The sequence below is a fragment of the Falcatimonas sp. MSJ-15 genome, assembly GCF_018918265.1.
GTDB lineage: Bacteria > Bacillota > Clostridia > Lachnospirales > Lachnospiraceae > Falcatimonas.
The window spans coordinates 225,614-251,445 of record NZ_JAHLQC010000003.1 but is presented as its reverse complement, the minus strand read 5'-3'; the positions used below and the strand labels follow the sequence as shown (position 1 = coordinate 251,445).

Here is a 25,832-nt window from a genome sequence, read left to right as displayed (position 1 = left end):
CTTTTGATATATTAGTCTTTTGGAGCTTATATATGTTTTTTAGAGATTTCTAAATGGATTACTGAGTTTTTAATATATTGTTTTATAATCAAATAAATCAAATACTATTAACTATTATTAATTATCCTATCTCCATTCAAATGTACGAAGATGACCTTCACAGTTCATCCCTGCAAAATTATTCTGTCTTAGTGCTTCATATAATACGATTGCAACTGAATTAGACAGATTAAGGCTTCTGATATCACCTATCATCGGCACTCTGACACATGTCTTTTGATTATCATAGAGAATCTTCTCAGGAATTCCTGCACTCTCTTTACCAAACATAATAAAACAATCTGGTTCATAATGAGCTTCTGAATATATATATGGTGCTTTAGTTGTCGCATAATATACTTTTGCTCCCGGATTCTTCTCCATAAAATCTTCATAATTCTCATATACATGAAGATCAAGTTGTGGCCAGTAATCCATACCGGCTCTTTTAACTGCCTTATCACTTATATCAAATCCAAGTGGTTTAATAAGATGAAGGCTTGTTCCTGTTGCTACACATGTTCTTCCGATGTTGCCTGTATTAGATGGTATCTCAGGCTCTAATAATACAATGTTCATATCTACGTTACTTCCTATTCTACTTTTAATGCAATATCTATTTCAATACACATATTATCACCATATGTTAGTGGAACGCAAATATTTTTTGCATAAGTTGTTGTAAAAGATACTGTACCACGACATATAGTTGGTGGTGTAATGTCTATTCCAACGCCTTTTGTAGATAAAATCGTTGCTGCATTACCAAGTATCATATTACCCATCTCACTTATCGCACTTGTTGCAATCTCGTTCATCTCTGATACGGGCATCATCATCATCTTTGATGCTATATCAAGTGCAACTGAATTATCAAAAGCAATAAGCACCTGACCTCTGAATTCACCTGTAATACCAATCATAATGATTATTGTATCACCTCCAAATTCACTAGCCTTAACATAAGGCTTGCCAACCTTAGTCTCTATCTGACACATATCCTTCAATATCCTGCTGGCTGATGCCAGGAAAGGATTAATATATTCAATATTAATATCTGCCATAAAAAAAGCCTCCTTACAACTTTATATCAAGCCTATTAACAAATGCTTCTATTCTTCCAAGTGCTATTTTCAGGTTATCAAGCGAATAGGCATACGAAACTCTTAAAAATCCTTCTCCACAATTGCCAAATGCTGTTCCTGGTACTATTGCTACTTTTTCTTCCATAAGAAGTCTTGTTGCAAACTCATCGCTTGTCATACCAAATCTTCTTATGCTTGGAAATACATAAAATGCACCTTCCGGTTCAAAACATTCCATTCCTATACGATTAAACGTATGTATAAGATATCTTCTTCTCTGATTATATGCTTCAACCATTCTCGCAACATCTTCATCTCCATTTTTTAGTGCATCTACCGCTGCAAACTGACTATTTGTTGGTGCACACATAATTGCATATTGATGAATCTTTATCATCTGTTCCATAATAATGTGTGGACCTGCAGCATATCCAAGTCTCCATCCTGTCATTGCATAAGCTTTTGAAAAACCATTTATTACAATTGTTCTTTCTTTCATACCATCTATCTGTGCAATAGACGCATGAATACCATTATATGTTAATTCGGAATAAATCTCGTCTGAGATTACATAAATATCGTTATCTATAACAATTTTAGCAATCTTTTCTAATTCTTTATAATTCATAATTGCACCGGTTGGGTTATTAGGAAATGGAAGTATAAGTACCTTAGTCTTTGGCGTTATAGCTGCCTTAAGAGCTTCTTCAGTCAGCTTAAACTTATCTTCAGCCTTTAGTTCCACTATTACTGGTGTTCCGCCTGCAAGCTTAGTACATGGAAGATATGATACATAACTTGGCTGTGGAATTATAACTTCATCACCCGGATCAAGCATTGCACGAAGTGCAACATCTATTGCTTCACTTCCTCCAACTGTAACCATTATTTCTTCTTTTGGAGAATATTTTAATCCAAGTTTTCTGTCAAGATAATTACATATCTCTACACGAAGTTCCATAAGACCAGCATTAGAAGTATAGAATGTACGTCCTTTTTCAAGTGCATATATTCCTTCCTCTCTTATATGCCATGGAGTATCAAAATCGGGTTCACCAACTCCAAGTGATATGGCATCTTTCATCTCTGCTACTATATCAAAAAACTTTCTTATTCCTGATGGTTCTATCTGTGTAATTGTCTTTGATAATGGATTTCTCAAGGTGTCACCAGCATCCTTTCATCTTTAGTCTCTTCATCTAGTACTGTCCCATGATCTTTATATTTTTTTAGGACAAAATGTGTTGATGTACTTAATACTGCATCGAGTGGTGCTAACTTCTCTGATACAAACTGTGCAACACTCTTCATAGTCTTACCTTCTATTATTACTGTGAAATCAAAACCACCAGACATAAGATATACTGCATGAACTTCTTCGAATTTATACAGACGCTCTGCTATACTGTCAAATCCAAGTCCTCTTTGTGGTGTAACTTTTACTTCTATAAGTGCTGTAACTTTCTCCTCAGAAGTCTTATCCCAATTAATAAGTGTATGATAACCACATATAATCTTCTCTTTTTCAAGTTCTGCAACTGCATTAGCTACATCTACTTCTGATTCGCCAAGAAGTATCGCTACGTCTTTAAGATCTATTCTGCTATTCTTCTCCAATATAGATAATATTTTCTCTCTAATCATAATCAGTCCCCCAAATGATGTTTTTATAAAGCTCACATTTTTGCAAAATCTATGCATTCATACTATAGTTTCGTCACTTCTCCCAAATATATTAGTTTTTTAGAAAAGTATATTTAAGCGAAACTCATATATATGTAATCTAAGATTGCCAGAGTATAAATAGCATCAACAAAAACACGCTCCCGCTAAGTGTCCATCGTAACGGTACTAAGTTTGTTGGAAGTCTTTGCCTTCCAACGCACTAAGTGCCGACGATTACCACATTGTTTTCTTTTGATGTTATTTATACTCTGGCAATCCAATTTTCGTTTCGATGAGTTTCGCAGCTACGTTTTCGTGAAATATATACATTTATACACATATTTACATAAAATGTCTAAAAAAATCTAAAAACTTATAATTGTAAAACTCTCGCAAGTATAATACTAAGACTTAGCATAATTGCATATCGTAAGCCAATAACCATTTAAAAATCTCTTAAAAACGTATATTGGCAACGCCCGGATTAATATGTATCAAAAGAAAACAATGTGGTAATCGTCGGCACTTAGTAAGCTATACATCTAAGATGTATGGCGAACTTAGTACCGCTACGATGGACACTTAGCGAAAGCGTGTTTTTGTTGATATATATTAATCCGGGCGTTGCTCAAAGAACTATCTTGTGAGATTTTTAAATGCATCTCTATGCATAAAAAGAATAATATTCGTCACGTTTTGGTGGCTCTAGATATCTTACTTCGTCTTCGTTAATAAGTATTCTATCATTATTATCTGTTGTTGTCCCTATTACTGTGGCATCTATATCATTACTTCTAAGATATTCAGCCATATCATAGCCTCTGTCACATATAATTATAAATGAACCGGCTGATTTAAGTGCATATGGATTAATATCGAATATCTCACATACTTCTATTGTCTCCTGTTTTATAGGAATCTTTTTAAAATCAACTTTTATACCAGTTCCTGCCACTTGTGCTATATCCCATAATGCTCCAAAGACTCCACCTTCTCCAATATCATGAAGAATATCTGCACCCGCTGATATTGCAATCTTGGCTTCATCTTTTATAAGAAGATTATTTTTATATTCCATAATCATATCATATATGTATGAATTATATTTTTCTTTTATTACATCTTCTTTTTTAAGTGCTGCAAGATATACTCCTTCCATTCCAGAGTATCCTACCATGACAATATCCATACCTGCGTGTGCTTTTGACTTAGTCATAATCTTATCTGTCATACCTATTACATTAACTGTAATAACAGGTTCATTAACAGCTGATACAATCTGTGTATGACCACCACATATCTGTATATTTGCATCACAAGCTGCCTTTTCAAGTGCCTCTATTATCTTTCTAAGTTCTGGTTCATTATAGTCTTCTGGTATAAGAATTACATCTTCAACCACCACAGGATTACCACCCATAACCTTAACATTATTAACACCATGTACAACTGCCATATACACGTCTTCTTCACTGCTGCCACATGCGTATGATGATGATGTGATTACACTCTCAGCACCTCTTACATCTATAACTGCACCATCAATACCAACTTTAGCCCCGGTAATTACTTCTTTTCTCTTATTTCTAATCTGCTTAAAAATGCTTCTTTTAAGCATACTCTCTGGAAGTTTTCCACTCTTCATATATCACACCTTTACTGAAAACTAATAATTCCACAATCACATCTACAGATTCTGTCTGATAGTTTCAAATCATATATACTATTCGTTTTACAGTATTTTCCTTTCTCTTTATTTTATTCATACTTTCTATTCATACTTACAGGATATGCCAATGTCAATTAAAGATGTACATGCATATAATCAATCCACCAATCTAGTCTGTCAAAGGATATTCTTGCAACTAACTGATTCATATTAAAAATTTTCGGCATCTGCAACTAACTAATCCATGTTAAAAAAATTCGGCATCTGCAAAAAACTTAATTATATTATGAGTTTTGCAAATGCCGTAAATTACGCACGAAACTAAATCTTCAATGTTTCTTGCTTAAATAATTGCTTAAATTACTGTGCTACACTTTCTGCCGGTGGTTCTACCGGAGTATCATTATCAGGTGGTGTATCTGATGGTGTCTCCGCTGTCTCACCTTCTGAAGGTGTTGGTACCGGATTACCATTCTCATCTGTCTCAACTGGTATTGGATTGCCACTCTCATCTGTCTCAATCTCTGGTGTAGCAGTTGTCTCTGGTTCAGTCTGCATTGTTCCAACTGTTATATAATTAGGTGTTGACTTGTATGTGCTTGTATATATAACACTTCTGCTCTGTTCAACGCCATTATAATATACAATCTTCCAAAGTTGTGCTTTACTACCTGTATGAGCCTGTGATACAACCTGTCTTGTTCCTGCCGGAAGTGTTGGATCTTCTGTTACAACATCCTGATCCGGTTCATATATTGCAAGAGTCTCACTCTCAAAAGCTATGCTTCTGTTAGGATCTCTTGTCTCTACACCATATATGCTGAATGTTACTGAAGTTGAAGTTGTTGTTCCTTCTACATATATAGGATAATCTGTACTGTTGACAAATCTAAAATTCTTATAATCTCCGGCAAGTGCTGCGTCTGCTGATAATGGAAGATAAGATACTGACATTGAATGTGCCCATCTCTCAGTTACCTCAAGTTCTGAATAAAGAACTGCATTAAATAATGTTGATGATACCTGACATACACCACCACCAATACTATCAACAACTCGTCCGCCTTCGTAAGAACCTGCATCATAATATCCATTCTCATAAGTAAATGGATTAAGTATGCTATTAGTGTTAAATTCTTCACCTGGATATACAACTGTTCCATTAATAAGTTCTGTCGCACGTCTTATATTGGCATTACGATTCTTAGCACCGGCTGTATATGTTGTTGTCTTTGTTCCAAGCGGAGTTGATGAGAATGATGCAAAGGCATCTTTCGTATATTTTGGTTTAATAACTTCTGTTATAACATCAACATTAAAGTCATTACCACTCCATGATGGATCAAGAAGCTGTGACAGAAGATTTGATGTTGTTGTATCAATATCAATTCCAAGCCCTTCTTCACTATCAGTTACAACAAACTGTCCGCTTACTTTTTTTATAGAAGCATTCACCATTTTTTTTTCATAAGCTGCAAATGCTTTATCAAGAGTTTCTTTTAAAAGTTCTTCGTTAACTGTAAGATTAAGATCATACTTTTGACCTTTACTCTCTATATCTTTTGTACTCTTATATCTCTCAAGAATGTTCCCCTTCTTGCAAAGATCATATGCCTCGTCTACAGTTTCAGGATTAGACCATGTAAGTTCAAAATCGGAAACTTTATAAGTTACCGTATCTCCCTGTACAGTAAAGTTAATATTGCTGTTAGCGAGTGAATTAACATAATCGTTAATCTTATTAAGAGCTTCATCTTTAGTAAGTCCACTTACATCAAACTGTCCGATTGTTACACCATTACATATTGTATTATCATCTGCTGTTACTGTGGCAGCATATACATATCCTGTAAAACCAAGACAGATAACGAACACTGTGGCAATTAAACTAATAATAATTTTCCTAGTTTTCATTTCTTTAATCCTTCCTCATTTTAATAACAGTTTCCTTATCCTCCTCATCGGAAACTATACTTGTAAATATAGTATACACACTAACTTATATTTACGCAAGGTCATTACTCCCTAATAATTTGCTATTTTATTGACACTTTTTGTTAATTTATGTATATTTAAAACATAGATTTACAAAACAGCGCTTAATATCATCGGAACCACCATTGCTACAATGAGAACAACTATGATTACTGTTGATATCCTTTTTCTTGTTTTGCTGTTGTTAAAATTTATCATTACAACTCACTCCTTTTGATAAAACTATAACTATAACGTAATGTGTTACATTATTATTTAAAATACTATTATAAGAGAGGCGTTCATTATGAAACTTTTTTTACCATTTTTCATCGTATTCGTAGTATGGCTCAGATATGAGCTTGGCAAAAGCAGTAAATCCAACCAAAAAGCCCATGAGGACTTTCTTCTTCGTGAACAGAAAGCCAATCTTACAAGGCGTCAAAATATTGACTCACTAGATTATATCACAATTCCTCTAAAATCCCTACCTTTTTTAGAAAATTGTAGTGAAAAAATATTATCATGTCAGGAAACGGTTAAAAAGCTGGCTGATAAGCGTATTCTCAATCTTGCAGGTATAACTAATACCGATTTAAAACTCAAGTATGGTGCCGCTAATCTTCCTGCACTTTCATCATACGATGAGAATTTTACAATTCTAATCAATACTCTTAATACATGGGCAGATTGTCTTATTGAAGAAGGTATGGCAGATAAAGCAGTAACTGTACTCGAATATGCCATACAGGCAGGGGCAGATTCTTCAAGAATATATCTTACACTTGCTAATGAGTATTCCAAAAATGGTGATAATGATAAGATTGAAGAGCTTATTAAACAGGCAAAAAGTCTTAATACACTTACCAAAGACAGCATAATTAAGAAACTTACTGTGCTAAAAGCATAAATGTAAAATCTTATCTTTAACCTTATATGCATCTGTAAGAATATACACATTTGTAAGGATATATACTTTTGTAAGGATATACACCTTTGTCAGGATATATACTTTTGTAAGGATATACACCTTTGTAAGAATATTCACATTTGCGTATTATGAATAATAAGTCATCTAATCCTTACTACTTAAATCCTTTAAAATCGCCTGATAAAATCTCATCAATTGCTCTTGAAGCCTCGCTTTTTGTGAGGCTTTTAATATCTCTATCAACAGTTATATTCCTGTCTGCAATAAGTGCACCAAGGAATCTTACCTGTTTTGGTGTTATAGGTGATGCTTTTTTCACTTTATATACAAGCTCTTTTGAGCCAAAAATTTTTGCTATATCATCTGTTTCATATATATTATCTTCTTTTGCTTTTTTCAAAAGAATTGTATATAATTCATACGCTGCGATTGCATCGTCATACGCTCTGTGATGAGCATTTACTTCAATGCCAAGATATTCTGTAAGGTACTCAAGGCTCTTTTTCTCAGCCTCCGGAAGTATGCTCTTTGCTATCTTAAGTGTATCAATTCCTTCTGTGCTATATTTTATACCGCATCTTAAAAAAGATTCCTTAAGCATACTATAATCCATAATTATATTATGGCCAAGAAGTGGATATCCTATAAGAAATTCTATAAGTCTTCCACATATATCTTCAAATACCGGTGCGTTTTCCACATCTTCGTCACTTATCCCCGTAATGTCTGTTATAAAATGAGGTATATGACATTGTGGATTGACAAATGTAATGAATTTATCTTCTATCACTCCATTAACAATTTTAGCTGCACCAATCTCTATTATTCTATTGTCAATGGGACTAAGTCCGGTTGTCTCAAGATCAAGTGCAATATATGTATATTCATCTTCTGACTTTTTCATTATATTTTCCTTTCGCTTATATTTTTATAACAAACATTTACAAATTTATTTTTGCATACAACAGACAATCTTTATAATAAGGCTTTCCTACACTCTTTGATACACATCTTGATATGGCAATCATACTGATGCAGGAAAGTTTTATCGCAAAATTTTCCTACATCATCTTTATTAAAATCAATCCCTATCTTAATGTAACGGTGCTACTGTATAATATGCTTCATAATTAAGCGGATTACGTCTTTCATAATCGAATATTACATAATTCTCATATTTTACCGGCTGTTTCTGCTTAACAGTCTTTTCTATATCATACGAAAACTTCTCTGCATGAACCATCTTTCCTCTGTTTTTATCAATGTTAAGGGCCTTAAGTATCTCCATATAATCCTTAACTTCTCCTGCGAATTTAGGTCTTGTCTTCATATTCTCTCTAAGATAAAGATCAAATATGAGAATCTCATTAAGCACCTGTCTGTCTTCTTCATTAACATTCTCCATAATGAATTCATTAAGGATAGTATATCTTGTTATTCTTGAATGTTTCATGCTAAAAAGATCATTCTTAACATAATATGCTGAAAGTGCATCATACATATCAAATGCTGTATCATAGCACTTAGTAAGATACTCCATCGTATTAGAGAACTGACCACTGTTATAATATACTTCAACCATCTCAGTAACATTCTTAAGGCTTATAACTTCATCAAATGTAAGCCATTTTGTATACATAACTTCATAAGGTGGTGTACTCTTATATACAACTCCATATTCCTTGGCATTCATATACATCTTAGAGCCTTTTAGAACTTTTAAAAATCCTAATTGAAACTGTTCCGGTCTTAGTGCATATACATCATTAAATGATTTTTTGAATATATCATAAGTCTCATAAGGAAGCCCTGCTATAAGGTCAAGATGTTGATGAACATTCTTAGTATTATTAATCTGTTTTACAATCTCTGAGAGATGGTCAAAGTCCATAACTCTATCTATCTCTTTTATTGTATCAATATTAGTTGACTGAACACCTATCTCTAACTGTATAAGCCCCGGCCTCATGTGGCGCATAAGCTCTATCTCATCTTCATCAAGCAGATCTGCCGCTATCTCAAAATGAAAATTCGTTATTCCATTATCATGTTCCATAATATATCTCCATATATCCATGGCATAGTTCTTCTTACAGTTAAAAGTTCTATCAACAAATTTAACCTGTGGCACTTTATTATCAAGGAAAAACTGAAGTTCTTTTTTAACTTTTTCAAAGCTTCTAAATCTTACTGTCTTATCTATCGATGACAGACAATAACTACATCTGAATGGACATCCCCTGCTGCTCTCATAATATACAATCTTATTCTTAAAATCTTCCATATGTTCATACGGAAATGGCACATCATCAAGATTCATAGGTTCTCTGTATCTCGTTCTTATAATCTCACCATTATCATCTCTAAATACAATTCCATTAATTCGATTAAGTGTATTATTCTTTTCAAAATAGTACTCCATAATCTCATTAAAAGTAGCTTCACCTTCACCACACATAATGCCTTTAATCCAAGGCATATCATTAAGTGTCTTTTCTGATTCATAAGATACTTCCGGGCCGCCAAGCCATATAGGTACATCAGGCATAAGTTTATTAAGTTCCTTTGTAACTTCTTTTACAATACCAATATTCCATATATAGCATGATATTGCGATAACATCCGGTTTCTCTTTATACATCTCACATAGAATATAATCTGTCTGATTATTAATAGTAAACTCCATTATCTCAATATTATCCATATACTTCTTCGCATAAGCTTTAAGACAGTATACAGCGAGATTTGAATGAATATATTTTGAATTAATTGCTGTCAATAATACTTTCATATTTTTTCTCCTTTATCTCTCACTATGCTTTCGCATAGAAGACGCTTTGTGATTTTACAATATCACCACGAAATACTGCATTCTATTATTAATCTTCAGTTTCCGTTTTGCTTATAATACATTTATAACGCCATATCATTATACTTCATATCATACATAATTGAAATAATTATATTTGAAAAAAAATTATAAAATATGTCAATGTTTTTTACATTTTTTAACACTTATAGTTTCTATATGTTATAATGAAGCATATATTAAATATCTGCAAAGATTACTACTTATATCCAGTATAGGTTTTTGCTGTATATTTATTGGTATAAGGCTTTACTGTACATTACTAATATAAGGTTTTACTGTATATTACCGGTATAAGTTTTTACTGTACATTTCATAGTATAAGGCTTTGCTGTATATTACTGATATAAGTTTTTTAGTTACTTATACTATACTATAAAAAAGAAAGGAGTACATAATTAATATGGCATGTCAACTTTTAGTTGATCTATATGGTTGTAACAGTCAGATTGTTGATGATCCTGTGCGTATTAGAGAACTCTCACATAAGATTATAGCAGATATTAACTCTGATATAGTTGAAGAATGTTCACATCACTTTAGTCCCTATGGAGTAACTTATATCGCAGTTATAACCACATCACATTTTTCAGTGCATACATGGCCTGAATATAATTACGCAGCTATTGATATCTTTTCATGTAATGAGGATCTCCCTGAGATTCTTGCCAATATGTTAAAAGAAGCATTTGATGCCACTGATATTGTCTATAAAAAAATTGAACGTAATATATCACATAGAAAGAAGATGAAATAATGATTTTAAAAATAGGTTCTGTGATAACAGTTGAAGGAGAACGTTATACAGTAATCGGAAAAATGACCTGCAGAAACACCAATGATAATTGTTCATGGGATGAATACCATCTTAAAGGTAAAAATGAAGCATGGCTTAGTATCGATGATACTTATAATGAATATTCAATAAGCTATAACACCCGCACAGCCCCTGATAGCAGATACCATATTGTCGATTCGGGTTCTGCTATTGTTACTGCTGCACTTGGCAATATAGATGTTGATCCAAACGAGCATTTCTATTTTACGGAATACGAAGACCAGACAGAAGAACTTATCTATTCCTGCGAAGATTGGGATGGTGACAAAGAATACTCAAAAGGACACTATATAGAAAAATATGATATTAATCTTATAAGCAATAGAGAGGATTCTAAATCATATCATTCTCATAGCAGAAAACCTGTTAAAACATTGGCCATCTGTGCATTGCTTGTACCATTATTATTTATTATTACAACTACTTTTTTCCTGATTTCGGGTAATAAGAAGCATGCTATACAAGATTATGTATCTAACAATGATCTTAATTATCATTACAGTACATCAATAACCGGAGAGCACTCGCAGAAAGCTACTGTATACATATCACAAATGGATATAAGTGAAACTGTTACGGATATAATCACAGGTATAGATGGTAAAACAAACAGTATAATGCAAAATAGCGAAGATGATGACAACAGTATTGCAATTCTTACTAACAATGAATACTGTCTTATATATACATCAACAGATGGCGATACTCTGGTTCAGGTATCTTCACGAAAATATGCATACTATACAGATTCCGACCCATATCATTCATCAACAGGAACAAGCCGCTATTACAGACGATATTACTACACTAAGGGTTACTATAGTGATCGCTCATCATACTCTGGATATTCACCATATAGTTCATATAATGACACTGAAGTTAGTTATGATTCAGACAGTTACTATAATACTTACTCAAAGAGTATACGTCAGTCAAGTTCAAGTCATAGAACATCTTCAGGCGGTGGACTAAGCAGTGGTAAATAATTAATAACCAACAGAAAGGAGACTTTTACAATGTCTATTTTATATGATCTTTTAGATGTAAGCATTTACGCATTAATCGGAATTATACTTATGATTGCCGGAAACTTTTTAATCGACCTTCTTATCCCATGTCATTTTCCTACTGAGATAAAAAAAGGTAACCAGGCAGTCGGATTCCTATGTGCAGGCTCTTTCATCGCAATAGGTACAATTCTTAAAGCTGCAATTATGTCACCTGTTATATCAGAAGTCAAAGAAAGTATCAGCGAAGGTATTTTGGGAAGTATTATATATTTCTTTATCGGTGTCATATTCCTTGGTATCGGATATTACCTTGTAAGTCTATTTAACCGCAAATACAATCTTAATGATGAGATTGGCAATGGCAATACTGCTGCAGGAATTATGGTTGCAGGAATATTCATCGGTATTGCAACAATTATAAGTGGGGTAATTATGTAGGTGTATTATGAAAAATTATAAACTTCTTATTTTTACAACGTTAATAATATCTGGTTGTTCAATGTGCTATGAATTAATAATAAGTGCTGTAAGTTCATACCTTATGGGCGATACAACACTCCAGTACTCTATAACAATCGGACTATATATGTGTGCTATGGGACTTGGTTCATACATATCTAAATACATGAAAAAAAATCTGTTCAATTGCTTTGTGATTGTTGAAATTGGAGTTGGTATCTTTGGCGGAATAAGTGCATTAAGCTTATTTCTCGCTAATCTCTACCTTGAAAGTTATGCTATTGTAATGTATGCTGAGATAATTATAATAGGAACATTTGTAGGTATTGAGATTCCACTTCTTACAAGAATAATAGAAGAAGATAATGAAAACCTCAGACTTACTCTGTCATCATTATTTAGTATTGATTATATAGGTGGACTCATAGGTTCTATCGCATTTCCACTTATACTTCTTCCACAGCTTGGATATTTCTCAACTGCATTCTTAACAGGTACAATGAATATAATCGCTGCAACGCTCATTGTATTCAGATACAAAGACCGTATCAAAAACGCACCTGTATACAAAGCAATTGTCTGTTCACTTCTATGTATAATGGCTTTAGGTATGTTTTTCTCTGAAAACATCTCAAATTATATAGAGAATGGTCTATATAGAGATAATGTAATCTATTCAGAGCAGACCAAATATCAACGAGTTGTAATAACAAAACACAGAGATGATCTTAGATTATATATTGATGGTAATGTTCAGTTCTGCTCACTTGATGAGTATAGATATCACGAAGCACTCGTGCATATTCCAATGTCAATCGCCAAAAAACATGACAATGTTCTTGTACTTGGCGGCGGTGATGGAATGGCAGCAAGAGAACTGCTCAAATATGAAAATACACATATAACACTCGTGGATCTTGATCCTGAAATGATTCGAATATGCTCTGAGAATCCTCAGATATCTGCACTTAACAATAACTCGCTGACCAATGACAGATTAACAATAATTAATACTGATGCTTATAAGTTTCTCGAAGATAACACTGCCAAATATGATGTAATAATAGTAGATCTTCCAGATCCTAACAATGATTCACTTAACAAACTATACACTAATGTCTTTTACCGCCTGTGTGCTAATTCACTTACAGAAGATGGCATCATTAATGTACAGTCTATAAGTCCATACTATGCTTCTAAAGCTTTCTGGTGCATCAATAAGACACTCGAAAGCGAAGGTTTTAACACTGCCCCTTATCATCTTCAGGTTCCCGCCTTTGGTGACTGGGGCTTTAACCTTGCTTCTAAACAGGAACTTGACACTACTAAGTTCAATTTTAATGTCGAGACAAAATATCTTACTAATGATAATGCACCTGCAATGTTTGTATTTGGTAAAGATGAATTAAGTGGAAAAGAAACTGCCAATGTCAATTCACTTTCAAAACCTGTACTAATTCAGTATTATTCAGATGCAGTTCGTAACTGGGATTAGTAAATATAGTGTTCTATAAGATAGAAAAACGGTTCTAAACTCTACCCCCAAGTAAAGTTTAGAACCAAAAAACTCCCACAACAGCGCTTAGTTCTCTGTCATGGGAGTTTTTTATTATATTTATTATTGCTCTATTTACAGTTTATCATTAATGATTAATCCGCTTATTAAGCATATCTTAATCATCAACTATATAGAATTATTTTTCTTCTTCGCCTTCTTCTTCTGCATCATCATCAGTAGCTACATTCTTGGATGCGATTACATTAACAACAATAGCATCTAAATCGGTAAGGAGTTCAATATTAGGATTCTTGGCAATATCAAGATCTCTTACTCTTATTGTATCGCCAATTCTCATATCTCCTGCATCTACTACAACCTTATCTACAAGATCCTTTGGATATGCCTTGTAAGATACTTCTTCAAGAAGTTCTTCAAGAACACCTTCTGTTACTTTTTCTTCATTACAAAGAACTATCTCGGCTACGTTATGAATCTTCTCATTGCTTACAAGTGCCTGGAATTCAATATCCATAACCATCTTCTTAACAGGATCATAATCTACTGTTTTGATAAGAGCATCATACTTAGTACCTTCAACGTCTAAGTATATCTGACTACCCTTATTACATGTCTTAAATAGTTCAGTTACATCTGCCTGTACCATCTTGACAGGTATTGAACCCTCTATCTCTCGTCCGCTTAAATTGCCAATTACATAGCCTTCACGTCTCAAAGCCTTGGCTTTTTGATTTCTTTTTTCTGCTTTTAAAGTATTCATTTAACTTTTCCTCCAAAATTATAAAAATTAATCAATTCGCCTGTGCACACTAGGTTTATCTTTGATACGACACTGTTATAACACCTTTTATCAGACATGTCAATAGTTAGTATTAATATTTTTTGTGAACTTTCTGTGAAAACTTTTTATTGTATATACTCTTATTGTCACGTATACTATATAATCTTTCTACTGATACTGTTCAAGTTCAGTTGAGATATTCTCCCATTCTTCCATATCTTCAAGTATCTCCATCTCAAGTTCATCAATCTGTGCCTGAATCTCACCAAGCTTTATATAATCAGACTGAATAGCAGGATCTGCAAGCATATCCTTAAGCTCATCTGTCTTAGTCTCTTTATCGTGAAGTGCATCTTCAACTTTCTTAAGTCTTCTCTCAAGTTTCGACTTTTCTTTACCAAAGTTATAACTTGATTTGGCTGCAGTCATAACTTCCTCTGCATCTTTCTCTTTAACAGGTTTTACATCACTTGTCCCTTTACCGCTAAACTTCACCATATCACCATTAGCTTCTCTCTGTTTTGCAACCTGTTCCATATAATCATCATAGCCAAATCTATATTCCTTAGTAGTCCCATTCTCAAATACAAGGAGTTTATTAGATACCTGTTTTACAAAATATCTGTCATGTGATACAAATATTAAAGTTCCAGGGAATTCTTTAAGCATAGCTTCAAGTGTCTCTTTACCAACAATATCCATATGGTTAGTAGGCTCATCAAGAATAAGAACATTAGGCTGTCGCTTAAATATCTTGCAAAGTGCAAGTCTTACTTTTTCGCCACCTGAGAGCATACTTACTTTTTTGAATACATCATCTCCCGAGAAGAGAAATGCACCAAGCAGATTACGCACTTGCGTCTGAGTAAGATTAGGAAACTCATCCCACAAATCATCAATAACCTGCTTTTCGCTTGTATACATAGCCATCTGCTGATCAAAATATCCTATCTGGACATTAACACCATATTTGTAACTTCCGGAAAGAGCCGGAATCTCATTAATAATAGTCTTTAAAAAAGTAGATTTTCCAAGACCATTACCACCAAGAATGCCTACTTTATCGCCTTTCTTAATATCTATTGATACTGTAGATAATGGTCTGTCATAACCTATCTCAAGATCTTTTACAAATAAGACATCATTACCTGTCTCCATAAGAGGTTTAAAGTTAGCATGAAAAGTCTTAGTATCAAATGCATCCGGTTTCTCTATCTTATCCATATGCTCAATAGCTTTTAACTTAGACTGTGCCATAGATGCTTTGGTTGGCTTATTCTTAAACTTAATCGCTATAGTCTCAAGTCTTTCAATCTCTTTTTGCTGAGCTTTATAATCTTTAAGCTGTTTGTCATAAAGTTCCTGTTTACGTTTTACAAAGTTAGTATAATTACCTGGATATCTTCTCGCTGTATGATGTTCTATCTCATATACAACATCAACTATATTATCAAGAAACATTCGGTCATGTGATACAACTACAACAGCTTTCGGATAATTCTTAATATATCCTTCAAGCCATTCAATTGTCTCAACATCCAGATGGTTGGTAGGTTCATCAAGTAATAATATATCAGGCTTACTAAGTAATAATTTAATAAAAGCTATCTTAGTCTGCTGTCCACCTGAGAATTCAGACAAAGGCTTCTTCTTATCTTCTTCACTGAATCCAAACTTCTGAATAAGTACTTCATATTCTTTTTCATAAAAATATCCGCCGATAGCTTCAAAATTATCCATAAGATTTGTATATGATTTAACTTTCTGCTCTGAATGATCATATTCAAGCTCACTTGCAAGCCTGTCTATCTCTGCTTTCATATTCTCAATATGTGCAAAGGCTTTTCTTACTTCTTTTTCCATCGGAAGATTAATATCATCAAACGCTATCTGTCTAAGATAACCAATCTCTGGTCTGCCTGACTTAGCTATGAATACATCTTCATCACTATCTCTCTTAGTGAGGTCAACTTCTCCTGATATAAGTTTAAGAAGAGTTGTCTTACCACATCCATTACGTCCAACAATCGCTATCTTCTCTGTATTACGTATCTCAAAATTAATATGTTCTAAAACGGTATTGTCTGCAAATGCAACACAACCATTTGAAATCTGGTATAACATAATTACATTCCTCATCTTCAATAGACAGTCTCAATGACTGCCGGTTATCAGTTACCTGATTATTCTAACACATCAGCCATTGATACGTCAAAAAATAACGCAATAAATAAAACTATCTATCCTTATCATTTGAGTCTGTATGTAACTTCGTCATAGACTATGCCATCTTTTTCATATATACCGGCTACTCTGTTACATTCTACAAAGCCAAGCTTGCCTGCAAGTCTTACCATAGCCACATTGCCTGACCATGTCTGTGTATATATTCTGGCATCAAAGACTTTTTTTAGATATTCTATGAACATACCAAGTGCTTCCATTCCATAACCTTTACCTCGCATATCTTCTGGTGGCAGATCTATTCCTACTGCAATATACTCTCCTCTTGTATCATACTCATAATCATCATTAATATGATATGCAATGCACCACCCTATACATTCACCTGTCACTTTGTCAGCTATCTGAAATTCATAACGTCTGTCTGTATCTGGCATATTCTTATTCTTCTTAAGCCAGTTCTCCATACTCTCTTTCATCTCTGATAGTTCATATTCTTTTTCTTCTTTTGTCATTCCTTCATACTGCCATGGCGAATCCCACATCTGCCACTCTATATCTACAGTATTAAAGTATAATCTTTTCTCAATATCTTCTTTTGTAAGATCTCTAAGTATTACTTTCTCTCCACATATCTCCATATAATCCCGCCAATCTGTTTAGAATTTAACTATTCCATAATATACCTTTGACGTTATTTTGTATACTATAAAATACACAGCTACAAATATAATGAGCATTCCGATAATGCAGCCATATATAAGACTCATATTCATTGTCTGAAAATACATAATCATAAGTTTTAATGATTTAAGTGCCGCAAACACATGTATTATGCTTACAATAAGCGGTGCAAAAAATACTATCATAATCTGGCGGTTAATAGTCTTTACAACCATCTGCTTATCCATTCCTACTTTTTGAAGTATCACAAATCGCTCTCTGTCTTCATATCCTTCATTGACCTGTTTAAAATATATTATCAGAATCGTTATTGTAAGAAATATTATTATACAGAAGATACCAAGAAATACTGTTCCTCCAAATATGGCATAGTTCTCCTCAAGATACAGTTCATAAGCTACAAATGAATAATTCGGAGCTTTATACTCATAATTTTCTTTTAATTCCTTTGCATAATTATATCTGTCTTTATCATCACCACTACAATTAATAATTACTTTTGTATATTTCGCCTCATCATCTTCTAATAATGCATTAAGTTCATCTTCTACAGACATTTCCTCATTATCCGCACCTGTGGAATTGACATCATTATCCCCATAACTGTTCCAATCGTAACTAACATAACACATCTTATAATATTCTTTACGAATTTCATATATATCATCCTCCCTTGCAACAATATATATTCTCTGTTTCTCTTTTGAATACTTATGACTTGTAAGTATATTATTCTTATCGGCATTTACGATTGTATATTTTGCATTATTTATAGATAAAGTATCTTCTTTATATTCATCTGATGTAAATAATAATATCTGATTTTTATCAAGTATAATATTCTGTCCTGTTAATTCTTCATAATCTGCAAGTTCTATAAGTATTACTTTAGTATAAGCACTTTCATCGCCTGAGTATCTTGTAAATTCTCCATCATTAAGTTCTCCTGCATATAATCTGTAATTATATCTGCGATAATCATCTATTGTAACATTGTTTTTCTTAGCTATATCATATACTAAGTCTTTTGTAAGCATAACATTGTCACCTTCTGACATAGTATATGCTATATCATCCGGTCTTAATATTTTACTATTAGCTTCAGCTGAGAAAAATAATGAAAAACTATATGCACCGGTTACTACGACCATTGTACTTAATATGCATATACTTGCAAGCCCTATTGCATTCTGTCTCATTCTGTACATAAGACTTCCTGTTGATATAAAATTAGTGGGGCGATAATAGAATTTTTTATTATTTTTAAGTCTTCTTAGTAGTATATGACTTCCAGCGGGGAATATCATATATGTGGCAATTATTACTCCAAGTGCACAAAACATAAAGTATACTGTTGCATCAGTTTCATTATCTACTCTGTTTGCAACATAATATGAGATTGCCATAATTACAATTCCTGCCAATGCTATTACATATTCAAATACTGATGTCTTATCACCTTTTTTATCTGTTTTTAATAATTCAATTGAATTAAAACGTATTACAGTGATTATATTCTTAATTGATATGACTATATATGTAATAATAAATAATTCTGCTGATTTCTGATATGGATATATACTAAATATAAATCTTGAATTCTCTGACGTATGACATATTTTTAAAAATAACATAAATATTATTTTTGACAATGATAAAGCAAGTACTGTTCCAATAACAAATGAAAGTACATATATTATTGTATTTTCTAAGAGCATTATCATTATTACATGCTTTTTTTCAAGACCAAGTATGTTATACATTCCATATTCTTTTATACGTTTTTTTATCACAAAATTATTAAGATATACTGCAAATGCTATCGCTATGAATAATAATACTACTGTTCCTACTGTAAACAGAGTTCTTACTGCATCTCCACCCGGCATACCTTCTGTTCCTTTGTTAAATGCAACTGCAAGCACAAGATCAAACATAAAAAATAATACCGCCATTGCAATCATATATGGAAGTGTTATCTCTTTATTACGTTTTATATTATCAAGCGACATCTTCATATATAATTTTCTAACCAATTGAAACACCTCCATCTGACATTACAAGAAGATTAGATACTATCTTATCAAGGAATTCTTTTCTTGTTCTGTCACCTTTGTATATCTCACTATATACTTCGCCGTCCTTAATGAACATAACTCTGTTAGCGTAACTTGCTGCATACGAACTATGCGTTACCATTACTATTGTCTGACCACTTCGGTTAATTGATTCAAACATATTAAGAAGATTATTACTTGATTTAGAATCAAGTGCTCCTGTTGGTTCATCTGCAAGAAGTATCTTAGGTTTTGTTATTATTGCTCTTGCAACTGCACATCTTTGTTTTTGTCCTCCTGATACTTCGTATGGATATTTTTCAAGAATATCTGTTATATCAAGTGTCTTTGCTATCGGTTGAAGTTTAGCTGACATCTCTTCATAATTCTCCTGTGATAACACTAATGGAAGAAATATATTGTCCTTAAGTGTGAATGTATCAAGAAGATTAAAATCCTGAAATACAAATCCAAGATTATTACGTCTAAATGATGCAAGTTCACTCTCTTTAATACTTCCCATATCTCTTCCATCAAGAAGTACTTCTCCACTTGTCACTCTGTCTAATGATGCAAGTATATTAAGAAGTGTTGTCTTACCGGCTCCTGACGGTCCCATAATTGCAACAAACTCTCCTTCTTCAACTTTAAAATTAACATTATTAAGTGCGACATACTGTTGTCTTGAGAAACGTTGTGTGTATATTTTCTTAATATTATTTACCTGTAATAATGACATAATGTCCTCCTTGTCCTTATCTCTTACTAATTCTTCGCCTGCTTGTTACAATATAATCTTACGTTATTCTCTGTCTCCGTTCCATAACTTAACATTACAAAATAATATGCCTAACTTACATTTTTGTAAGTCAGGCACTTCTTAATGCGATATTTAAATGTATACTCACTCGTGTTCCTTTTCCAGGTTCTGATTCAATATCTATCTTATGATTAAGTGCATCACATACAATCTTTGTAAGATAAAGTCCTATTCCACTTGCTTTCTTATCCCGTCTGCCATTAAGACCTGTATATCCATTGTCAAAGACTCTTAGTATATCTTCTTTGCTTATTCCAATTCCTTCATCTTCTATCACAAGGCAGACTTTCTGTTTATTATCTGCTATTTTTCTATCTGCATTATATTCTATTTCTCTGATATTATTATCTTCTGATGGCATATCTGTATCTTCTTCATAAGCATATATCTTAACTGTACCATTTATTGAATATTTAATCGCATTAGATAGTATCTGTTCTACTACAAAACATAGCCATTTTTCATCAGTAGTAATCTCATAATCGAGATCACCCATGCTTACGCCTATCCTTTTTTCAATAAATAATACAGAATATTTTCTCACACATTGGCTTATAATATCTTTAAGATTATATCTGTCAATTACAAGATCCTCTTTCATATTCTCAGTTTTAAGATAACTAATCGCAGTCTCAGCATACTGTTCTATCTTAAATAATTCACTCTCTAGCTTTGAACTATTATCAATATTCTCAACAAGCAGATTCATTGCTGCTATTGGTGTCTTAATCTGATGCAGCCAAAGTGAAAAATATAATATTCGTTCATTCATTTTTTTATCTTTTTCTGATATCTCATTATTAATCTGATTGTAAAGTTTATCAATTATATCACCGTATTTTTCTTCTATATCATCTGTTTTTTTAATCAAAATATTGTTATTGAATATATTAATATTATTAGAATATTTCTCAAGCTGTTTTACCTTTCTAGCATACATTATAAAACTTATAATAAGATATATCACTTCTACTTCCGTTACAAGTCCTATATAATAAAGCACAGCTTCAAGTTTAATATCATATGCTATAGCAAATAATATCGCAAGAATTATACTTGCTACATATACAATTATCGTTCCACGCTCATGCTTTGCAAATCTTCTATACATTACATTCCCCACCAATCATTATATATTTTTATAAGTCACATTGATATACTATAAAAATATCTTTATGTCTTACTTCGTATCTTTAATCGGATACCATAACCCATGTCTTTTTTTCACTTTTAATCAAGTACTATATATCCATGTCCTTTTTTCACTTTTAATCAAGTACTATATATCTATGTTTTTTCTATCTTTAATCAGATACCATATATCCAAGCCCCTTTTTAGTCTCAATAAACTCTGTAAGTCCTGCTGCATCAAGTTTTTTTCTGAGCCTGTTAAGATTAACTGTAAGTGTATTATCATCTATAAAGCTGTCATCATTCCACAATTTCTTCATTATCTTATCTCTGCTTACTATATTATTCTTATTACGCATAAGTACTTCTAATATTCTGAATTCATTCTTAGTAAGTTCTATCTTTTGATTCTTGTATACAAGACTTGCCTCTCCAAGCAAAAGTACAGCTCCTCTATGTTCTATATTATCACTATTCTCACTCTTATAATCATAAGTTCTTCTAAGCATTGCCTGAATCTTTGCAACTAATATATCTGTTGCAAATGGCTTTGATATAAAGTCATCGCCACCCATATTAATTGCCATGACTATATCCATATTATCATTCTTTGATGACAGGAATATTATTGGAACTTTAGATATCTTCCTAATCTCATTACACCAGTAATATCCATTATAACAAGGCAGGACTATATCCATAATAACTATATGTGGTTCTTCTTTTACAAACTGTGCTGTCACATTCCATAGGTCATCTGCCACAACTGCTTCAAACCCCCACTTAAAAAGATTATCAGCAAGTGTCTGTGCTATTACCGGATCATCTTCAACTATAAATATCTTATACATATACTTTTTCCCCCACTCTACTTAATTAGCAAGTTATCTTTTTTAACTTTTTCAGGCAAATAGTTTCTTTTAACTTTTTCAGGCAAATAGTTTCTTTTAACTTTTTCAGGCAAGTAGTTCCTCACTTTTTAGATAGAAAATTAATTACATGAAAAGTTTTAAATCTTTAGTCATCTACAATCTTAATATTTAAAACCTTAATATTCAAAAAAACTTCTGCATCTCATTATTTCGCCACTAATATACAACAGTCTGACAGATTATAATATAATACAACAGCCTGGCAGTTTGATTATATTACAATCTGTCAGACTGTTGTATATATAATTAATTAAGTGCAGCTTCTTCTTTTTTATTGTGTCTTAGTGCATATACAAGAAGTGCTATTCCACCTGCAAGTATAAATATTGCTATAAATTGTGATGTTGACAATACACCTACATTACCTCTTTCAATATCGCCTCTGAAGAATTCTATTATAAATCTTCCAATGCTGTAATTAATAAGATATATTGATGTAATAAGTCCCTTTTTGTTCTTTTTTCTAAATTTAGCCGCTACTAATATAAGTATTCCAAAGTTAATAAAGTCTGCTGCACTTGATATAAGCTGTGTTGGAATTAATTTCACTCCATTAGGTGCATATGGTGAACTCTTAAACGTAACACTAAATGCATGTGTTGTCTCTTCTCCATAACAGCATCCTGCAAGGAAACATCCAATTCTTCCAAATCCCTGTGCAAGTGCAACTGTCGGTATTATAAGGTCAAAATATCCTGAAAGGCTGTATTTCTTAACTTTACAATATATGTAGCATCCGACTACTCCTCCTATTATTCCGCCATATACTACAAATCCTTCTGTTATTGCTCCCTTAATATCTCCAGTCTCAATTATCGACTTAAAGTTGATTATCACATAGAGAAGTTTTGCACCAAGCATTCCACATACTAATGCCATCATGCCAAGTCTGAATACAACATCGCTGTCAAGACCATACTTGTTAGCTCTCTTATCTGATATAAAAAATGCACATATAACGCCAATAGCAATCATAAGACCATAGCTGTATATATGAAGTGAACCTATACTAAATAATATGTATCTCATTTTATTCCTCCTGTTTTTAATATGTACTCTCGGAATCTTCTAAATGAAGAATTCTGAGATAAATTTTTGATATGCAATAACATTTTCGCAGTGCGTACACGGTGTGCACGACGAGAAAATGGAAACAGCATATCGGAAATATATCCAGAATTATTTGTTTAAAGAAAATTCCGAAATTACATTAATTATACCTTTATTAGTATATACTTTTTTGGTGTATATTAAAAGTAAAATTTAATGGAAGTATATTCTTATATTAACAAATATTAAAGGTATACTTATTTTTGAAGGATTCTAGTTTTTACGATCCTGAACGTGGTCATTGAATGCCTAAGCATACTTATTGAAGAATATCTCTGATATATTGTTTTAGACCATCTTCAGCAGTAAAATCATATTCTTTATTTTTTTCAGTATAATAGTTTTCTATGCTTTCCATTGTAATTGTTTCATGCGATGGAATGTTGTCTGCATATCCTTTTCGTGCAAACTTCCATGGTGTTTCTTCATGTGTGATTCTTTCCAGCATTTTTCCGCCATACTCACCGAAAGTATTGACAACCAAATCAACTACTTTTTGTTCTTCTTTTGTCAACTCATCTTCTGCACCTTTAAATATTGCAAAACGTGCATCTTCAATCGGGTTATATTTAAAATCGCTAAACATATAATAAACCTCGGGATACACTGGCCCATGAATCCAAGCCTGACAATTTTCACAAAACATTGGTTTACCATTCAAAACATAGGATTCTCCCTGAATAAAATAAAGTAATTTCTGGAGCATAAGAGGCGTTACCTCTTCCAGTTTCTCAAACACATACGCAATTACCCTCAACATCTTATCTGAAACCGAAAATAATGTTTCTAATTGCACTGCGGCATCCATTGCTTTATTATAAGCTGCAGATGCAATTTTTTCCTTATTCTCCTGCAATTTTTCTTTCATAAAAGTTGGAGATGATAATGCCATCTTCATGATATCAGAATATTCTTTCGACGGTATCTGACCAGAAAGATATCTCGTAATAGTCACCTCTCCAAATCCGAGCGCCAATGATAAAGGTGCCTTTCCAATCTTATAAATTTTCATGAGCTTTTCAATATCACCTACCGAAACAATCCCTTCATAGGCCCTATACTGTTCGTCGACTTCCTGAATATTTTTATCAATCAGTCCAGGAAGGCTCACTTCTTCTCCGCACTCATTACATAATGCAACTGTAATGCTAAATGTATACTCTACATCTTTAATCGTTTTTACAATGTTTCGTTTTTGCAAAGTGTACTCAGTTTCTTTTCTGCACTCTGTGCAAAAATCAAATCTTTCTTTCTCAGCCATGATATTTCCTCCTTATCAGATTACTATTTAAAATAGTAACTTATCGGATATTTCTGTTCATGCAAGGAAACCACAATCACATAACAGTTATCCGTCTTGTTAAATTTTATATACAAGGACACTGTCTTTTTAGTGTTACCCATTCTTTCTAAAAGTTCTACATCTTTGCCAAAGACGTACAACAGCTCATGTTCATATCCTCTATGTTCATTTTGCAATACCTCAGAAAAATCTGTCGCCGTTAGTCCTAGCAAAATATCTTTTGCCATCATTTCGTCAAGTACATAGTTTAAAAATAAATCTCTATTATCTTGTCTGTGAGAATTGAGTTCAATTCTATAATGGTTTTTTTGAATTGCATCTTTTACCTCTGTCAGGTATACATCAATCTCATTTAATGTAATATCAAATATATGCATCTCCTCCTTCTTGAATGATTGCTTTTTTATCTTTTTCTATCACCATTATACATCATGATTGTTTTTTGTCAATATCCTATCATCATTTTTGTTTCACAACAGAAAAACCCTCTTGATCCATCAAGAGAGTAAAATAATCTTCTTCTAAATCATGTTTTCTCCATGTCCCGTCTTTAGGATTTAGCACCATATATCTTTGAGAATTAATCATATATTATTTTTCGGCAAGTCGCCATAAATGCTGTTTTTTTTGTTGTTCAAAAAAAGTCAGACAGATTTCTGACGTTGAGAAAACATAAGTACTTCTTCCAAATGATTATCGTGATGTTAAAATGTCAGTGGTGAAGTTATGTATCGCATTAAGGAATGTGTTGATGATTTTGAGTATAAATTCA

The 25,832-nt window shown here is 32.7% G+C and carries 23 protein-coding genes; 5 read left to right on the top strand and 18 right to left on the bottom strand.

Features of this window, described 5'->3' with window-relative positions; translation table 11 throughout:
• Positions 1–126 precede the first annotated feature (126 nt).
• The 6 genes from KQI85_RS03460 to KQI85_RS03435 all read right to left on the bottom strand — a co-directional run bounded on the left by KQI85_RS03460 (position 127) and on the right by KQI85_RS03435 (position 6,372).
• Positions 127–618, bottom strand: a complete 492-nt coding sequence (locus KQI85_RS03460) for a tRNA (cytidine(34)-2'-O)-methyltransferase (RefSeq protein ID WP_216574696.1) — start codon at positions 616–618, stop codon at positions 127–129.
• Positions 619–632: 14 nt separating this feature from the next.
• Entirely contained in the window at positions 633–1,103 is a 471-nt protein-coding gene (locus KQI85_RS03455; RefSeq protein WP_216574695.1) for a chemotaxis protein CheX, read from the bottom strand.
• A 13-nt stretch (positions 1,104–1,116) separates the two neighbouring features.
• Positions 1,117–2,286, bottom strand: coding sequence for an aminotransferase class I/II-fold pyridoxal phosphate-dependent enzyme (locus KQI85_RS03450; RefSeq protein WP_216574694.1), 1,170 nt, complete (start codon positions 2,284–2,286; stop codon positions 1,117–1,119).
• Positions 2,283–2,765, bottom strand: a complete 483-nt coding sequence (locus tag KQI85_RS03445; RefSeq protein WP_216574733.1) for an Lrp/AsnC family transcriptional regulator — start codon at positions 2,763–2,765, stop codon at positions 2,283–2,285. The genes KQI85_RS03450 and KQI85_RS03445 overlap by 4 nt, the downstream gene beginning before the upstream one ends.
• 688 nt (positions 2,766–3,453) lie before the next feature.
• The gene (locus tag KQI85_RS03440; protein ID WP_216574693.1) at positions 3,454–4,434 is read right to left on the bottom strand and encodes an AIR synthase-related protein; all 981 of its coding nucleotides are present in this window, start codon (positions 4,432–4,434) and stop codon (positions 3,454–3,456) included.
• Between the two features lie 384 nt (positions 4,435–4,818).
• A complete protein-coding gene (locus tag KQI85_RS03435) occupies positions 4,819–6,372 on the bottom strand; it encodes a VanW family protein (RefSeq protein WP_216574692.1) in 1,554 nt (517 codons plus the stop codon).
• A 367-nt stretch (positions 6,373–6,739) separates the two neighbouring features.
• On the opposite strand from KQI85_RS03435, the gene KQI85_RS03430 reads away from it, so the two are divergent.
• Positions 6,740–7,342, top strand: coding sequence for a tetratricopeptide repeat protein (locus KQI85_RS03430; RefSeq protein ID WP_216574691.1), 603 nt, complete (start codon positions 6,740–6,742; stop codon positions 7,340–7,342).
• A 175-nt stretch (positions 7,343–7,517) separates the two neighbouring features.
• Here the strand turns inward: KQI85_RS03430 and KQI85_RS03425 are convergent, their stop codons facing one another.
• Entirely contained in the window at positions 7,518–8,267 is a 750-nt protein-coding gene (locus tag KQI85_RS03425; protein ID WP_216574690.1) for a PolC-type DNA polymerase III, read from the bottom strand.
• 189 nt (positions 8,268–8,456) lie between these two features.
• On the bottom strand, positions 8,457–10,154 hold the full coding sequence (locus KQI85_RS03420) for a B12-binding domain-containing radical SAM protein (protein ID WP_216574689.1): 1,698 nt from the start codon (positions 10,152–10,154) through the stop codon (positions 8,457–8,459).
• A gap of 481 nt (positions 10,155–10,635) precedes the next feature.
• On the opposite strand from KQI85_RS03420, the gene speD reads away from it, so the two are divergent.
• The 4 genes from speD to KQI85_RS03400 are packed head-to-tail and all read left to right on the top strand — an operon-like array spanning position 10,636 to position 14,034.
• Positions 10,636–10,989, top strand: coding sequence for an adenosylmethionine decarboxylase (gene speD / locus KQI85_RS03415; protein ID WP_216574688.1), 354 nt, complete (start codon positions 10,636–10,638; stop codon positions 10,987–10,989).
• Positions 10,989–12,056, top strand: coding sequence for a DUF4178 domain-containing protein (locus tag KQI85_RS03410; RefSeq protein WP_216574687.1), 1,068 nt, complete (start codon positions 10,989–10,991; stop codon positions 12,054–12,056). Before speD ends, KQI85_RS03410 begins: the two co-directional genes overlap by 1 nt.
• A gap of 30 nt (positions 12,057–12,086) precedes the next feature.
• Positions 12,087–12,518, top strand: coding sequence for a DUF350 domain-containing protein (locus tag KQI85_RS03405; protein WP_216574686.1), 432 nt, complete (start codon positions 12,087–12,089; stop codon positions 12,516–12,518).
• 7 nt (positions 12,519–12,525) lie between these two features.
• Complete coding sequence (locus KQI85_RS03400) at positions 12,526–14,034, top strand: polyamine aminopropyltransferase (protein WP_216574685.1); 1,509 nt, start codon at positions 12,526–12,528, stop codon at positions 14,032–14,034.
• Between the two features lie 199 nt (positions 14,035–14,233).
• Here the strand turns inward: KQI85_RS03400 and KQI85_RS03395 are convergent, their stop codons facing one another.
• From KQI85_RS03395 to KQI85_RS03350, 10 genes are all read right to left on the bottom strand, one after another.
• On the bottom strand, positions 14,234–14,818 hold the full coding sequence (locus KQI85_RS03395; RefSeq protein WP_216574684.1) for a 50S ribosomal protein L25: 585 nt from the start codon (positions 14,816–14,818) through the stop codon (positions 14,234–14,236).
• A 189-nt stretch (positions 14,819–15,007) separates the two neighbouring features.
• Positions 15,008–16,963 carry an ABC-F family ATP-binding cassette domain-containing protein gene (locus KQI85_RS03390; protein WP_216574683.1) on the bottom strand — a complete coding sequence of 652 codons (1,956 nt, stop codon included), beginning with the start codon at positions 16,961–16,963 and terminating at the stop codon, positions 15,008–15,010.
• Positions 16,964–17,088: 125 nt separating this feature from the next.
• Complete coding sequence (locus KQI85_RS03385; protein WP_216574682.1) at positions 17,089–17,664, bottom strand: GNAT family N-acetyltransferase; 576 nt, start codon at positions 17,662–17,664, stop codon at positions 17,089–17,091.
• 18 nt (positions 17,665–17,682) lie between these two features.
• Complete coding sequence (locus KQI85_RS03380) at positions 17,683–19,743, bottom strand: FtsX-like permease family protein (RefSeq protein WP_216574681.1); 2,061 nt, start codon at positions 19,741–19,743, stop codon at positions 17,683–17,685.
• On the bottom strand, positions 19,736–20,503 hold the full coding sequence (locus KQI85_RS03375; protein WP_253293724.1) for an ABC transporter ATP-binding protein: 768 nt from the start codon (positions 20,501–20,503) through the stop codon (positions 19,736–19,738). Before KQI85_RS03375 ends, KQI85_RS03380 begins: the two co-directional genes overlap by 8 nt.
• A gap of 130 nt (positions 20,504–20,633) precedes the next feature.
• A complete protein-coding gene (locus KQI85_RS03370) occupies positions 20,634–21,695 on the bottom strand; it encodes a sensor histidine kinase (protein WP_216574680.1) in 1,062 nt (353 codons plus the stop codon).
• A gap of 193 nt (positions 21,696–21,888) precedes the next feature.
• On the bottom strand, positions 21,889–22,566 hold the full coding sequence (locus KQI85_RS03365) for a response regulator transcription factor (protein WP_216574679.1): 678 nt from the start codon (positions 22,564–22,566) through the stop codon (positions 21,889–21,891).
• 327 nt (positions 22,567–22,893) lie between these two features.
• Positions 22,894–23,676, bottom strand: coding sequence for a prolipoprotein diacylglyceryl transferase (lgt, locus tag KQI85_RS03360; protein ID WP_216574678.1), 783 nt, complete (start codon positions 23,674–23,676; stop codon positions 22,894–22,896).
• Between the two features lie 340 nt (positions 23,677–24,016).
• The gene (locus KQI85_RS03355; protein ID WP_216574677.1) at positions 24,017–25,018 is read right to left on the bottom strand and encodes a type II toxin-antitoxin system antitoxin SocA domain-containing protein; all 1,002 of its coding nucleotides are present in this window, start codon (positions 25,016–25,018) and stop codon (positions 24,017–24,019) included.
• A 23-nt stretch (positions 25,019–25,041) separates the two neighbouring features.
• On the bottom strand, positions 25,042–25,437 hold the full coding sequence (locus KQI85_RS03350; protein WP_216574676.1) for a hypothetical protein: 396 nt from the start codon (positions 25,435–25,437) through the stop codon (positions 25,042–25,044).
• Positions 25,438–25,832 lie beyond the last annotated feature (395 nt).

Excerpts from the sequence above, each read along its gene's own strand:
- lgt (WP_216574678.1), bottom strand. The coding sequence starts at position 23,676 with ATGAGATACATATTATTTAGTATAGGTTCACTTCATATATACAGCTAT.
- KQI85_RS03400 (WP_216574685.1), top strand. The coding sequence starts at position 12,526 with ATGAAAAATTATAAACTTCTTATTTTTACAACGTTAATAATATCTGGT.
- KQI85_RS03420 (WP_216574689.1), bottom strand. The coding sequence starts at position 10,154 with ATGAAAGTATTATTGACAGCAATTAATTCAAAATATATTCATTCAAAT.
- speD (WP_216574688.1), top strand. The coding sequence starts at position 10,636 with ATGGCATGTCAACTTTTAGTTGATCTATATGGTTGTAACAGTCAGATT.
- KQI85_RS03410 (WP_216574687.1), top strand. The coding sequence starts at position 10,989 with ATGATTTTAAAAATAGGTTCTGTGATAACAGTTGAAGGAGAACGTTAT.
- KQI85_RS03365 (WP_216574679.1), bottom strand. The coding sequence starts at position 22,566 with ATGTATAAGATATTTATAGTTGAAGATGATCCGGTAATAGCACAGACA.
- KQI85_RS03425 (WP_216574690.1), bottom strand. The coding sequence starts at position 8,267 with ATGAAAAAGTCAGAAGATGAATATACATATATTGCACTTGATCTTGAG.
- KQI85_RS03455 (WP_216574695.1), bottom strand. The coding sequence starts at position 1,103 with ATGGCAGATATTAATATTGAATATATTAATCCTTTCCTGGCATCAGCC.
- KQI85_RS03370 (WP_216574680.1), bottom strand. The coding sequence starts at position 21,695 with ATGTATAGAAGATTTGCAAAGCATGAGCGTGGAACGATAATTGTATAT.
- KQI85_RS03350 (WP_216574676.1), bottom strand. The coding sequence starts at position 25,437 with ATGCATATATTTGATATTACATTAAATGAGATTGATGTATACCTGACA.
- KQI85_RS03405 (WP_216574686.1), top strand. The coding sequence starts at position 12,087 with ATGTCTATTTTATATGATCTTTTAGATGTAAGCATTTACGCATTAATC.
- KQI85_RS03435 (WP_216574692.1), bottom strand. The coding sequence starts at position 6,372 with ATGAAAACTAGGAAAATTATTATTAGTTTAATTGCCACAGTGTTCGTT.
- KQI85_RS03395 (WP_216574684.1), bottom strand. The coding sequence starts at position 14,818 with ATGAATACTTTAAAAGCAGAAAAAAGAAATCAAAAAGCCAAGGCTTTG.
- KQI85_RS03355 (WP_216574677.1), bottom strand. The coding sequence starts at position 25,018 with ATGGCTGAGAAAGAAAGATTTGATTTTTGCACAGAGTGCAGAAAAGAA.
- KQI85_RS03385 (WP_216574682.1), bottom strand. The coding sequence starts at position 17,664 with ATGGAGATATGTGGAGAGAAAGTAATACTTAGAGATCTTACAAAAGAA.
- KQI85_RS03440 (WP_216574693.1), bottom strand. The coding sequence starts at position 4,434 with ATGAAGAGTGGAAAACTTCCAGAGAGTATGCTTAAAAGAAGCATTTTT.
- KQI85_RS03430 (WP_216574691.1), top strand. The coding sequence starts at position 6,740 with ATGAAACTTTTTTTACCATTTTTCATCGTATTCGTAGTATGGCTCAGA.
- KQI85_RS03390 (WP_216574683.1), bottom strand. The coding sequence starts at position 16,963 with ATGTTATACCAGATTTCAAATGGTTGTGTTGCATTTGCAGACAATACC.
- KQI85_RS03460 (WP_216574696.1), bottom strand. The coding sequence starts at position 618 with ATGAACATTGTATTATTAGAGCCTGAGATACCATCTAATACAGGCAAC.
- KQI85_RS03375 (WP_253293724.1), bottom strand. The coding sequence starts at position 20,503 with ATGTCATTATTACAGGTAAATAATATTAAGAAAATATACACACAACGT.